General features: G+C 68.9%; 12 protein-coding genes. 6 read left to right on the plus strand and 6 right to left on the minus strand.

What is annotated here, in order from left to right:
- Positions 1 to 26 precede the first annotated feature (26 nt).
- Genes ACAM54_RS01580 through ACAM54_RS01590 form a run of 3 tightly spaced genes read right to left on the minus strand, consistent with a single transcriptional unit; the run spans position 27 to position 2,866 of the window.
- A complete protein-coding gene (locus tag ACAM54_RS01580; protein WP_145742874.1) occupies positions 27 to 812 on the minus strand; it encodes a DUF1266 domain-containing protein in 786 nt (261 codons plus the stop codon).
- Positions 806 to 2,050, minus strand: coding sequence for a hypothetical protein (locus ACAM54_RS01585; RefSeq protein WP_369649598.1), 1,245 nt, complete (start codon positions 2,048 to 2,050; stop codon positions 806 to 808). The genes ACAM54_RS01580 and ACAM54_RS01585 overlap by 7 nt, the downstream gene beginning before the upstream one ends.
- Before the next feature lie 12 nt (positions 2,051 to 2,062).
- Positions 2,063 to 2,866: an exodeoxyribonuclease III gene (locus tag ACAM54_RS01590; protein WP_369649599.1), complete on the minus strand. Its 804-nt coding sequence runs from the start codon at positions 2,864 to 2,866 to the stop codon at positions 2,063 to 2,065.
- Positions 2,867 to 2,878: 12 nt separating this feature from the next.
- Between ACAM54_RS01590 and pyrE the strand changes: the two genes are divergently transcribed.
- A complete protein-coding gene (gene pyrE / locus ACAM54_RS01595; RefSeq protein ID WP_369649600.1) occupies positions 2,879 to 3,562 on the plus strand; it encodes an orotate phosphoribosyltransferase in 684 nt (227 codons plus the stop codon).
- A 10-nt stretch (positions 3,563 to 3,572) separates the two neighbouring features.
- A complete protein-coding gene (locus tag ACAM54_RS01600) occupies positions 3,573 to 4,256 on the plus strand; it encodes a DUF4124 domain-containing protein (RefSeq protein ID WP_369649601.1) in 684 nt (227 codons plus the stop codon).
- A gap of 9 nt (positions 4,257 to 4,265) precedes the next feature.
- Here the strand turns inward: ACAM54_RS01600 and gatB are convergent, their stop codons facing one another.
- Genes gatB through gatC form a run of 3 tightly spaced genes read right to left on the minus strand, consistent with a single transcriptional unit; the run spans position 4,266 to position 7,544 of the window.
- Positions 4,266 to 5,756, minus strand: coding sequence for an Asp-tRNA(Asn)/Glu-tRNA(Gln) amidotransferase subunit GatB (gene gatB, locus ACAM54_RS01605; RefSeq protein WP_369649602.1), 1,491 nt, complete (start codon positions 5,754 to 5,756; stop codon positions 4,266 to 4,268).
- A 1-nt stretch (position 5,757) separates the two neighbouring features.
- The gene (gatA, locus tag ACAM54_RS01610) at positions 5,758 to 7,248 is read right to left on the minus strand and encodes an Asp-tRNA(Asn)/Glu-tRNA(Gln) amidotransferase subunit GatA (RefSeq protein WP_369649603.1); all 1,491 of its coding nucleotides are present in this window, start codon (positions 7,246 to 7,248) and stop codon (positions 5,758 to 5,760) included.
- Complete coding sequence (gene gatC / locus ACAM54_RS01615) at positions 7,245 to 7,544, minus strand: Asp-tRNA(Asn)/Glu-tRNA(Gln) amidotransferase subunit GatC (RefSeq protein WP_145742864.1); 300 nt, start codon at positions 7,542 to 7,544, stop codon at positions 7,245 to 7,247. The genes gatA and gatC overlap by 4 nt, the downstream gene beginning before the upstream one ends.
- A 215-nt stretch (positions 7,545 to 7,759) precedes the next feature.
- Here gatC and ACAM54_RS01620 point away from each other — a divergent pair, with 215 nt between their 5' ends.
- From ACAM54_RS01620 to mrdA, 4 genes are all read left to right on the plus strand, one after another.
- A complete protein-coding gene (locus ACAM54_RS01620; RefSeq protein ID WP_007833435.1) occupies positions 7,760 to 8,803 on the plus strand; it encodes a rod shape-determining protein in 1,044 nt (347 codons plus the stop codon).
- Between the two features lie 85 nt (positions 8,804 to 8,888).
- A complete protein-coding gene (gene mreC, locus ACAM54_RS01625) occupies positions 8,889 to 9,860 on the plus strand; it encodes a rod shape-determining protein MreC (RefSeq protein WP_369649604.1) in 972 nt (323 codons plus the stop codon).
- On the plus strand, positions 9,857 to 10,378 hold the full coding sequence (gene mreD, locus ACAM54_RS01630) for a rod shape-determining protein MreD (RefSeq protein ID WP_145742860.1): 522 nt from the start codon (positions 9,857 to 9,859) through the stop codon (positions 10,376 to 10,378). The genes mreC and mreD overlap by 4 nt, the downstream gene beginning before the upstream one ends.
- A gap of 77 nt (positions 10,379 to 10,455) precedes the next feature.
- Positions 10,456 to 12,423 (plus strand): penicillin-binding protein 2, encoded by a 1,968-nt coding sequence (mrdA, locus tag ACAM54_RS01635; protein ID WP_369649605.1) that lies wholly within the window; start codon positions 10,456 to 10,458, stop codon positions 12,421 to 12,423.
- Positions 12,424 to 12,425 lie beyond the last annotated feature (2 nt).

The following is a 12,425-nucleotide window of genomic DNA, read 5'->3' on the forward strand; positions in this document are numbered from 1 at the left end:
CGAAAGATCAAGGGGCACCGGCCGTCTCAGGCTGGCAGCGTTTGCGGATCGAAGATGCGGTAGCGTTTCCAGGGCAGCATGAGCCAGCTGCCCTCGACGTTGTGCAGGTGCTCGCGCACCTCCATGGCGGCGCGCGTGGAGGCGGGGCCGTCCTGGGTGCTGATGCGCAGCCAGTGCTCGCGCGCCCGTGCGTAGGCCAGGCCGAAATCCTCCCAGCCGTCGAAGCTGTCCTGCGCGCGCTGGGCGTTGAGGAACAGCACGGGCCACGCCTGCGCCTCGGGCACCCAGCCGAGCAGTGCGATGCAGCGCACCAGGAAGGCGGTGCGCGCGCAGTCGAAGGCCAGCGCATCGCGCACACGGCCCTGGGCCGCGAGTTGCTCGTAGAAGCCATCGTGCGAACGGCCGAGGCCGCCGACCCAGCCGGTGAGCGCGGCCTGCATGCGCGCGGGAATGGCGGCGGCGGGCAGGTCGGCGGGGAAGTTCATTTCCCTCAGCACCTGGCGCGCGAGTTGCTCACTTTTTTCGGCAGGCAGTTCGAGCGCGAGCGTGTCGCCGTTGCAAGGCAGGCCATTGCGAATCAGCAGGATGTCCGCGAGCGCAAGGGCCCAGCGGCGCCTGTTGGGCGCCGCGTTGTCGGCTGCGGCGCGGGCGGCGCGCAGTGCCGGGTCTTCCCTGGCGGGGGCGGCAGCGCCCTGGCTGCCGGGAGCGGTGGTTTCGCGGTCCTCGCGCATCAGGCCGGACAGCACGACGGCCACGCGCCACGCGAAGAACAGCAGGCCCAGCCCCACGAGCCACAGCAACAGCTTCAGCATGGCAGCGCGCCCGGGACGATGGCCGTGAGCGGGATGCCTTCGATCTCGCAGGCGGCGGTCGGCAGGTCGCGCAGCATGGGCGGCAGGGATTTTTCGGGCAGGGTCAGGCGCGCGGCCGCGGCGACGGCCGGATCGACGTACCGCAGCCGGTCCAGTTCGTGGGGCGCAATGTGCAGCAGCAGCCATTGCAGTGCCGCCGGCGGGCGTTCGAAGTGTTCGATCAGGTGGAAGTTGGCACTCATCACGCTGAGCAGGAAGCCGGCGTCGGCCACGTCGGTCACGAATTTCCACTGGCCGGCCGCGGCGCCTCCGGCCGGCGCGGACGCATCGGGCTCGAACACCAGGCCCATGCCTTCGCAATCGGCATGGCGTTCGCCGCGCGGCGGCAGGGCGCGCAGGAACTGAAGCACGTCGTCGGCGTACTTGCGCACCGGGTGGCGGTTCTGCTTGCCCTTGATCTGGTCCACCCGCAGGCCGTCGGCGGCCACGCCGAGGCTGATCGTCACATGCGGCAGGTTGCCCGCGCTGCGCAAGGTGAAAAGACGCAGCCGGCCGTCCTGCGCGGCCTGCGCGTACTGCTCGCCATAGCCGCCGCTGAGCTTCTTCAGGCTCGCGAACTGTCCGAGGCAGTGCTGCATGTGGTAGGACTCGTAGGCCATCTCTTCGCGCAGCGCTGGATGGCTGCCATCGAACTCGAAGAAGGTGCCGTTGGTCGTGCGCAGCACTTCGCGCAGCGCGAGTCCGCTGCTGGGCACCCAGCCCTTGCTGCGCCGCGCCTGCATGCGCTGGTGCTCCCGCTCCCACATCGCCAGGGCCATGAAGCAGGTGATGCGCTGCAGCTTCTGCTCGAGCCGCGTGCCGCGCCGCGCGCGCAGGAACTCCACCAGCACGCGCTCGCGCTCGATCAGCAGCAGATGGTCGGGGTCGAGGTAGTGGCAGGCCGGGGGCTGCGCATCGGCGCGCGGCTGCAACCGCCTGGCCAGCCACTCGGGCACCGGCTTTGCGGGGCCTGCGGCCGCGAGGTAATCGGCCATCGAGTGCACCGGCAGCACGTGCTCGAAGCTGCCGATGGCCCAGCGAAAGAAATGATTGCGCAGCCAGGCTGCCATGTCGGCGTCGTCGCCGCGCTCGCTGCTGCGGCGTGCGATGGCCGCCTTGACCTCGGGCGCGTTCACGACGTCGCGCGGCAGGTAGGCTGCCGGTGGCGCGGGATCGGCGACGGGCGTGGTCAGCGGCATCGGCCGGCGCGGCTACAGCGTGAAGTCGTAGTCCACCGTGATCGGCGCATGGTCGCTGAACTTGATGGTCTTGTAGATCTGCTCGCTGCGCGCGAGAGTGCCCAGGGCCGGCGTGGCCAGGTGGTAGTCGAGCCGCCATCCCACGTTGTTCGCGTAGGCCTGGCCGCGGTTGCTCCACCAGGTGTAGGCCTCGGCCGTGGTGTCAGGCTTGAGCAGGCGGTAGACGTCCACCAGGCCCGCGCCGTCGGCGCCGGCGTCCAGCAGCCGGGTCATCCAGGCGCGCTCCTCGGGCAGGAAGCCGCTGTTCTTCTGGTTGCCGCGCCAGTTCTTGAGGTCGATTTCCTTGTGGGCGATGTTGATGTCGCCGCAAAGGATGAATTCGCGCTCCTTCTTGAGCGCGGTGAGGTGCGGGAAGAAGCCCTTCAGGAAGCGGAACTTGGCTTCCTGCCGCTCCTCGCCCGAACTGCCGCTCGGGAAGTAGCAGCTGATGATCGAGAGCTTGCGTTTGGGCGTGTCGAAGCGCAGTTCGAGGTAGCGGCCCTCGGCATCGAATTCGGCGTCGCCCCAGCCCACCACCACGGCGCTCGGCGCGTGCCTGGTGTAGATCGCGGTGCCGGCGTAGCCTTTTTTCTCGGCGAAGTGGAAATGGCCCTTGAGGCCGGCCATTTCCTCGAATCGGCCTTCGATGTCGCTCGCCTGCACCCGGATCTCCTGCATGCAAATACAATCCGGCGCAAGTTCGGCCACCCAGTCCGCCACCCCCTTCGTGGCGGCCGAACGCAGGCCATTGAGATTGAGGCTGGTCAGTTTGAACACAAGGAATTCCCGATGGCTGTAGATGGTGAGAAAAGCAGCGCGGTGGCGCAGGATTTCGTCCAGTTCGCGCTCGACGCAGGGGTGCTGCGCTTCGGCGAGTTCAAGACCAAGGCCGGTCGCATGAGTCCTTATTTCTTCAATTCGGGGCTCTTCGACGACGGCGCCAAGATCGCGCGGCTCGCCGGATTCTATGCAGACCGGCTGATCGAGAGCGGCGTCGAGTTCGACATGATCTTCGGCCCCGCCTACAAGGGCATTCCGCTGGGCGCCACGGTGGCGGCCGAACTGGCCCGGCGCGGGCGCAACCATCCCTTTGCCTACAACCGCAAGGAAGCCAAGGCGCACGGCGAGGGCGGCAACCTGGTGGGCGCGCCGCTCAGGGGCCGCGTGCTGATCGTCGACGACGTGATGTCGGCCGGCACCGCGGTGCGCGAATCCATTGCCGCCATCGAAGCCGCGGGCGCCACGCCGCACGCCGTGGCCATTGCGCTCGACCGGCAGGAAAAAGCCACCGAGAACGGCGTCGACGTGGACCACAGCGCCGTCCAGTACGTGCGCAACCAGCTGGGCCTGCAGGTGGTGGCCATTGCCACGCTCGACGACCTGCTGAACTATCTCTCGGGCAGCGCCGCCGCCGACCTCGGCGTGCATCGCGAGCGGGTGCTCGCCTACCGGGCGCGCTACGGCGCCAGCTGAGACCGACGCCGTGCCCATGCGCAAACTCGACCTGGCGGCCCGGCCGTTCGCAGCCCCGTGGGTGCTGCTGCTGATGGCACTGTGGGCCGGCGCGGCCCCGGCGCAGCCCGCACCGGCGCCGGCCGCGGGCATCTATTCGTGCACCGATGCACGCGGCCGCACCCTCACGGCCGACCGCCCGATTGCCGAATGCAGCGACCGCGAGCAGCGCGAACTGAGCCCGAGCGGCACCACGCGCCGCCGCATCGAGCCCACGTACACCGCCCGAGAACTGGCCGAGCGCGAAGACCGCGCCCGCGAGGCCGCATTGCAGGCCGCGCGCCTGACCGACGAGCGCCGCCGCGAGCGCGCGCTGCTGGTGCGCTATCCCAATGCCGAGGTGCACGACCGCGAGCGCGCCGAGGCGCTGGTGCAGATCGACGCGGTGATCCAGGCGGCGAAGAAGCGCCTCGTCGAGCTGGCCGAAGACCGGAAGCGAATCGACGAGGAGCTGGAGTTCTACAAGCACGACGTGAGCAAGGCGCCCGGCGCCGTGCGCCGCAAGCTCGAGGACAACGCGCAGAGCGTGGCGGTGCAGAACCGCTTCATCGGCGAGCAGGAAGACGAGAAGAAGCGCGTCAACGCGCGCTTCGACGAGGAGCGCGCGCGCCTCAAGCAGCTCTGGTCTCCCCAGAACGGCGTCAGCAAACGCTGAGGGCCGGCGTCAGCCCAGCTTTGCCTTGAGCAGTTCGGTCACCTGGGCCGGGTTCGCCTTGCCGCCGCTGGCCTTCATCACCTGGCCCACGAGGCCGTTGAGGGCCTTCTCCTTGCCGCCGCGGTACTCCTCGACGTTCTTCGCGTTCTTTGCGATCACCTCGTCCAGGATCCTGTCGAGCGCGCCGGTGTCGCTCATGGGCTTGAGGTCCTTGGCCTCGATGATGGCGTCGACATCGCTGCCTTCGCCGGTCCAGAGCGCGTCGAACACCTGGCGTGCCGCATTGTTGGGCAGCGTGCCGTCGGCAATGCGCCCGACCAGCTGCGCCAGCTGCTGCGCCGTGACCGGCGCGGCCTCGATGCCGATTTCCTGCGCATTCAGCCGGCGCGCCATTTCACCGGTGATCCAGTTGCTCGCGAGCTTGGGCGTGGCGCCGGCCTTCACCGCGTCGTCGAAATAGCGTGAGAGCGCCGGGCTCTGCGTGAGCTGCGCCGCGTCGTATTCGGACATGCCGTGGTCGCGCACGTAGCGCTCGGCCATGGCGCGCGGCAGCTCGGGCATGGCGGCGCGCACGCGCTCGATCCACTCGGGCTCGATGGCGAGCGGCGGCAGGTCCGGGTCGGGGAAGTAGCGGTAGTCGGCCGCGTCTTCCTTGGTGCGCATGGTGCGCGTCTCGCCGGTGTCGGGGTCGAACAGCACCGTGGCCTGCTCGATCTTGCGGCCGTCTTCCAGCTCGTTGATCTGCGAGTTGATCTCGTAGTCGATCGCCTGCTGCATGAACTTGAAGCTGTTCAGGTTCTTGATCTCGCGCCGCGTGCCGAGCTTCTCGCCGGGCTTGCGCACCGAGACGTTGGCGTCGCAGCGGAAGCTTCCTTCCTGCATGTTGCCGTCGCAGATGCCGATCCAGGTGACGATCTTGTGCAGCTCGCGCGCATAGGCCACGGCCTCGGCGGTGGAGCGCATGTCGGGCTCGGTCACGATCTCCAGGAGCGGCGTGCCGGCGCGGTTCAGGTCGATGCCGCTCTGGCCGACGAAGTTCTCGTGCAGCGACTTGCCCGCGTCTTCCTCGAGGTGGGCGCGCACCAGGCGCACGGTCTTCTTTTCCTGGCCGAGGAAGAACGAGACGGCGCCGCCCTGCACGACCGGGATCTCGTACTGGCTGATCTGGTAGCCCTTGGGCAGGTCGGGGTAGAAGTAGTTCTTGCGCGCGAACACGCTGCGCGGCGCAATGTGCGAGCCGAGCGCGAGGCCCAGCTTGATGGCGCGCTCGACCGCGCCCTTGTTCATCACGGGCAGCGTGCCGGGCAGCGCCAGGTCGACCGCGCAGGCCTGCGTGTTGGGCTCGGCGCCGAAGGCGGTGGAGGCGCGGCTGAAGATCTTGCTCGCGGTCGAGAGCTGGGCGTGCGTCTCGAAGCCGATGATGACTTCATAGCCGCGCACCAGCGGGCCGGTCGGGCGGCCTTCTTGCTGTGCTTCGAAAGTGTTCACGGGTTCGCTCATTTCAGAATCCCTCCGGCGTGCGCGTGTGCCAGTCGGTGGCCTGCTGGAAGCGGTGCGCCGCGTTCAGCAGCTTCGCTTCGCCGAAGTAGTTGCCGATCATTTGCAGGCCCACGGGCATGCCGTTTTCATCGAAGCCCGCGGGCACGCTCATGCCGGGCAGGCCGGCCAGCGAGGCGGGCAGCGTGAAGATGTCGGCCAGGTAGTCGGCCACCGGGTCGCCGCCGTGCTCGCCGATCTTCCAGGCGGTGGTCGGCGCGGCGGGGCCGGCGATCACGTCGCACTGCCTGAAGGCCTGCTGGAAGTCGTCGGCGATCATGCGGCGCACCTTCTGCGCCTGCAGGTAGTAGGCGTCGTAGTAGCCGTGGCTCAGCACGTAGGTGCCGATCATGATGCGGCGCTTCACCTCGTCGCCGAAGCCTTCGGCGCGCGTGCGCTCGTACATCTCGGCCAGGTCCTTGTACTGTTTCGCGCGGTGGCCGAACTTGACGCCGTCGAAGCGGCTCAGGTTGCTCGAGGCCTCGGCCGCGGCCAGGATGTAGTACACGGGTATCGAGAGCTCCGTGAGCGGCAGCGACACCTCGACGCGCTTCGCGCCGAGCTTCTCGTACTGCGCGAGCGCGGCGTCGATCGCCGCGCGCACGCCGGGCGCCACGCCTGCGCCGAAGAATTCCTTGGGCACGCCGATGCGCAGGCCGTCGAGCGAGTCGCCGAGCGAGCGGCCGAAGTCTTCGGCGGGCTTGTCGAGCGAGGTCGAGTCGCGGTCGAGGTCGGGGCCGCAGAAGGCCGACAGCAGCAGCGCGCAGTCCTCGGCCGAACGGGCCATCGGGCCGGCCTGGTCGAGGCTGGACGCGAAGGCCACCATGCCGTAGCGCGAGGCGCGGCCGTAGGTGGGCTTGATGCCGGTGATGCCGCAGAACGAGGCCGGCTGGCGGATCGAGCCGCCGGTATCGGTGCCGGTGGCCGCGGGCGCGAGGCGCGCCGCCACGGCCGCGGCGCTGGCGCCCGAGGAGCCGCCCGGGATGCGCTCGCGGTTCCAGGGGTTGCGCACCGGCACGGCCTTGTCGTGGCCCACGGCGGGCACGGCGACGTTCTCGTTGGCCGAACCCATCGCGAATTCGTCGCAGCTGAGCTTGCCCAGCGTGACCGCGCCGGCCTCGGCCAGGCGCTTGACCACGGTGGCGTCGAACGGCGAGCGGTAGCCCGCGAGCATCTTCGAGCCGGCGGTGGTGGCGAAGTCGGTGGTGGTGAAGATGTCCTTGTGCGCGATCGGCACGCCGGCCAGCGCGGGCGCATTGCCGGCCGCGATCAGCGCGTCGGCCGCGCGGGCCTGGGCCAGCGTGACCTCTTCGTTCACGTCGACGAAGGTGCCGAGCGACTCATGCGCCTTCATGCGGCCAAGGAAGGCCTGCGAGGCCTCGACGGCCGAAACCTTGCGCTCGGCCAGGGCCTTGGCAAGGGCGGCCACGCCCATCTGGTGCAGTTCGCCGCTCATTCGATCACCTTCGGCACGAGGAACAGGCCGGCTTCGACGGCCGGGGCGCTCTTCTGGTTGGCTTCGCGGTTGTCGGGTTCGCTCGCCACGTCGTCGCGCAGGCGCAGCGTGATGTCCTCGACGGCGGCCACCGGATGGGCCAGCGGCTCGACCCCGGTGGTGTCGACCGAACGCATGCGTTCGACCAGGTCAAAAAAGCCGTTGATCTGGCTGAGCATGCGCTCGCTTTCGTCGGAGGCAAGCTGCAGCCGCGCCAGGGAGGCGATGCGTGCAATATCTGAAGCGGAAAGTGACATGGGTCGGACCGGCCGAAAAAACCGGAAGTAATCGCACGCCGGAGAGGGTGCTAACACGGGATTCAGAGGGGATTCGGGTATTATCCCGCCTTTGCCGCAACCCCCGCGAACGCGCCGGCTTTTGCGCCAAAAACGATCAATTCACCCCGTCATACGACCCAAAAAACAGAGCGACGACCTGCCGACGCGCAGGCGTGCTCCAGAGGATTCCGCACATGTTTGGAGCTTTCCGTCGGTACTTTTCCACCGACCTGGCGATTGACCTCGGCACCGCCAACACCCTGATCTTCGCTCGCAACAAGGGCATCGTGCTGGACGAACCCTCGGTGGTCGCCATCCGCCACGAAGGCGGCCCCCACGGCAAGAAGGTGATCCAGGCCGTCGGCCGCGAGGCCAAGGCCATGCTGGGCAAGGTGCCCGGCAACATCGAGGCGATCCGCCCGATGAAGGACGGCGTGATTGCCGACTTCGTGATCACCGAGCAGATGATCAAGCAGTTCATCAAGATGGTGCACCCGCGCACGCTGCTCACGCCGAGCCCGCGCATCATCATCTGCGTGCCCTGCGGCTCCACCCAGGTCGAACGCCGCGCCATCAAGGACGCGGCCGAGGCGGCGGGCGCCACGTCGGTCTACCTGATCGAGGAACCCATGGCCGCGGCCATCGGCGCGGGCCTGCCCGTCAGCGAGGCCTCGGGCTCGATGGTGGTCGACATCGGCGGCGGCACCACCGAAGTGGGCGTCATCAGCCTGGGCGGCATGGTCTACAAGGGCTCGGTCCGCGTGGGCGGCGACCGCTTCGACGAAGCCATCATCAACTACATCCGCCGCAACTACGGCATGCTGATCGGCGAGCCGACGGCCGAGGTCATCAAGAAGAACATCGGCTCGGCCTTCCCGGGCTCCGAGGTCAAGGAGATGGAAGTCAAGGGCCGCAACCTCTCCGAAGGCGTGCCGCGCAGCTTCACCATCAGCAGCAACGAAGTGCTGGAAGCCCTGACCGACCCGCTCAACAACATCGTCTCGGCCGTGAAGAACGCGCTGGAGCAGACGCCCCCCGAGCTGGGCGCCGACATCGCCGAACGCGGCATGATGCTGACCGGCGGCGGCGCGCTGCTGCGCGACCTGGACCGCCTGCTGGCCGAGGAAACCGGCCTGCCGGTGCTGGTGGCCGAAGACCCGCTGACCTGCGTGGTGCGCGGCTGCGGCATTGCGCTGGAACGCATGGACCGCCTGGGCAGCATCTTCACGAGCGAGTAAGAGGCGCAAGCCATCATCGGCCGGCCTCTGCTTGCGCAGGCCGGCTTTTTTGCCATCTGACGTTGCACACAGCCAGGTCCGAACCATGCCCTTGGGCACGCTCGATCGCACAGCCCCACCCCTGTTCAACCAGGGGCAGTCGGCGCTCAGCAAGCTGATCTTCTTCGGCGCGCTCGCGCTGTTCCTGATGGTGGCCGACGCGCGCTTCCATCTGGTGCAGCCGCTGCGCGCGGCCGTCGGCGCGGTGCTCTATCCGGTGCAATGGCTGGCGCTCAAGCCGGTGCAGCTGGTGGTGGGCGGCGGCCGCTATTTCGAAGACCTGCAGGCGGCCCAGCGCAACGAGGACGAGGCGCGCAAGGCGCTCATGCTGCAGGCCGAGCGCGCGAGCCAGGCCGACACGCTCGCGCAGGACAACGCGCGGCTGCGCGCGCTGCTCGAGCTGCGCCAGACCACCCAGGCCCCGGGCCGCGCGGCCGAGGTGCTGTACGACGCGGCCGACCCGTACACGCGCAAGATCGTCATCGACCAGGGGCTCACCCAGGGCGTGGCCGCCGGCTCGCCCGTGATCGACGCGCACGGCGTGCTGGGACAGGTGACGCAGGTGCAGCCCTTCACGAGCGAGGTCACGCTGGTGATCGACCGCGATCTTTCCATTCCCGTGCAGAACACCCGCACCGGCGTGCGCAGCGTGGCCTTCGGCGACGCGTCGGCGCATGGCGGCGGACTCGAACTGCGCTTCATGGCCGCCAATGCCGACCTGCAGGAGGGCGACCTGCTGTCCACCAGCGGCGTCGACGGCGTCTACCCGCCCGGCCTGCCGGTGGCGAAGATCGAGCGTATCGAGCGCCGCGCCGATTCGGCCTTTGCGCGCATCTATTGCGTGCCGCTGGCCCGCGTGACGGCCGCGCGCTACGTGCTGGTGCTCGCGCCCACCGGGGCGCCGTCGGCGCCGCCGGCCCCGGCGCCCGCCGCCGCGGTGCGCAAGAAGCCCGAGGCCAAGCCGGCCGGCAAGACAACGGACAAGGCCGACAAGAAAGCCGCGGAGCGCACCCGATGATCAAGCGTCCCGGACAACAGCAGCTCCTGCTGCCCGTGAGCCCGCTGTTCATGTGGGCGAGCCTGGTGGCGGCGCTGCTCATCAACATGATCCCGATCGGCCGCGCCGCCTGGATGCCCGACCTGCTCGCGCTGGCCATCGTGTTCTGGGGCGTGCACCAGCCGATGCGCGTGGGCATTGGCGCGGCCTTCGTCTTCGGGCTGTGCATGGACGTGCACCAGTCGTCGATGCTGGGCCAGCATGCGCTGTCCTACACCACGCTGGGCTTCTTCGCGATCACCATCCACCGGCGCCTGCTCTGGTACCCGGTGGCCTCGCAGGCGCTGCAGGTGCTGCCGCTCTTTGCGCTGTCGCAGCTGATCGAGGTGATCACGCGGATGGTCGGCGGCGGCGTGTTCCCGGGCTGGAGCGTGCTGATCTCGCCGGCGCTGGAGGCTGCGCTGTGGCCGCTGGCCACCGCCTTGCTGCTCGCGCCGCAGCTTCGCACGCCGGACCCCGACGAGAATCGTCCGCTGTAGCCATGGCGCACCCCGGTCTTTCATTCCCGGCATTTGCCATGGCCACGGCCGGCGCCTAAGCTCGCAGCTCCGCCGCCATGACCGAAATCCGCAACGTCGCCGCCGACCTCGCGCGCTTCAAGCGCCGCGTGGTCGTGATCGGCCTGGCCGTGCTGTTCGCCTTCAGCCTGCTGTGCGCGCGCCTGATCTACCTCCAGGTGGTGCGGCACGAAGACCTCGCGGAACAGGCCGAGAGCAACCGCACGGCCATCGTGCCGGTGGTGCCCAACCGCGGCCTGATCCTCGACCGCAACGGCATCGTGCTGGCGTCGAACTATTCGGCCTACACGCTGGAGATCACGCCGTCGAAGGTGGGCGACGTCGAGGAGACCATCGAGAGCCTCACCCAGGTGCTCGAGATCTCGCCGCGCGACCGCCGCCGCTTCAAGCGCCTGCGGGAAGACTCGCGCAGCTTCGACTCCATTCCGATCCGCACCCGCCTGAGCGACGAGGAAGTCGCGCGCTTCGCCGCGCAGCGCTACCGCTTCCCGGGCGTGGAGATCAAGGCCCGGCTGTTCCGCAACTATCCGCACGCCGAGCTGGCCTCGCACGTGCTCGGCTACATCGGCCGCATCAACCAGCGCGAGAAGACCGCGATGGAAGACTGGGCCGAGGAAGACCAGGCCAACTACAAGGGCACCGACTACATCGGCAAGCTCGGCATCGAGCAGAGCTACGAGAAGACGCTGCATGGCCAGACCGGCGTCGAGCAGATGGAAACCTCGGCCGGCGGCCGCGCGGTGCGCCGGCTCGCCAGCCACCCGGCCACGCCCGGCAACACCGTGATGCTGTCGCTCGACATCAAGCTGCAGAAGCTGGTGGAAGACATGTTCGGCGAGCGCCGCGGCGCGCTGGTGGCCATCGACCCCAAGACCGGCGAGGTGCTGGCCTTCGTGAGCAAGCCCACCTTCGACCCGAACCTGTTCGTCGAAGGCATCGACACCGAGAGCTGGCAGGCGCTGACCGAATCGCTCGACAAGCCGCTCTTGAACCGCGCGCTGCGCGGCACCTATCCGCCCGGCTCCACCTACAAGCCCTTCATGGCGCTGGCGGCGCTGCAGACCGGCAAGCGCGGCCCCAACGTGGTGGTGAACGATCCCGGCTACTTCAACTTCGGCGGCCACCGCTTCGGCAGTCCCGAAGGCAACATCGGCGGTGTCGACATGCGCCGCTCGATCCAGCTGTCGAGCAACATCTACTACTACTCGCTGGCCAACGAAATGGGCGTGGACCTGATCCACGACTTCATGAAGCCGCTGGGCTTCGGCCAGATCACCGGCATCGACCTCGGCGGCGAGGTGCGCGGCGTGCTGCCGAGCACCGAATGGAAGCGCAACGCCTACAAGCGGCCCGAGCAGAAGAAGTGGTATGCGGGCGAGACCATTTCGCTGGGCATCGGGCAGGGCTACAACGCCTTCACGATGCTGCAGCTCGCGCAGGCCACGGCCATCGTGGCCGACGGTGGCCGCAAGCACAAGCCGCACCTCGTGCTGGCCACGCGCAACACCGTGAGCGGGCAGGTGGTGCCGCTGCCCCAGCCGCCGGCCGAGAACCTGGGCTACACCGCGGCCAACGTCGCGGTGGTCCGCGAGGGCCTGACCAGCGTGGTCACCAGTGGCACCGCGCGCGGCGTGTTCGCCGGCGCGGGCTACCAGGCGGCGGGCAAGACCGGCACCGCGCAGGCCGTGACGCAGGCGCAGAACACCAAGTACAACGCGAAGGCGCTCGAGGAGCACCAGCGCGACCACGCGCTCTTCATGGCCTTCGCGCCGGCCACCGATCCGAAGATCGCGCTGGCGGTGATCGTCGAGAACGCCGGCTGGGGCGCAGGCGCGGCGGCGCCCATTGCGCGCCGCGTGTTCGACTACTGGCTGATGGACCAGTACCCGAGCGAGGCCGACATGGCCGCCATCAAGGTCGGCAAGGCCACCGCGCCGATCGGCAAGCCGCGCGTGGCCAGCGAAGTGGCGTGGCCGGCGGCGGCCTCTGCCGCGACCGCGCCCTGAGT

It is taken from the genome of Variovorax sp. V93, assembly GCF_041154485.1.
GTDB classification, from domain to species: domain Bacteria; phylum Pseudomonadota; class Gammaproteobacteria; order Burkholderiales; family Burkholderiaceae_C; genus Variovorax; species Variovorax beijingensis_A.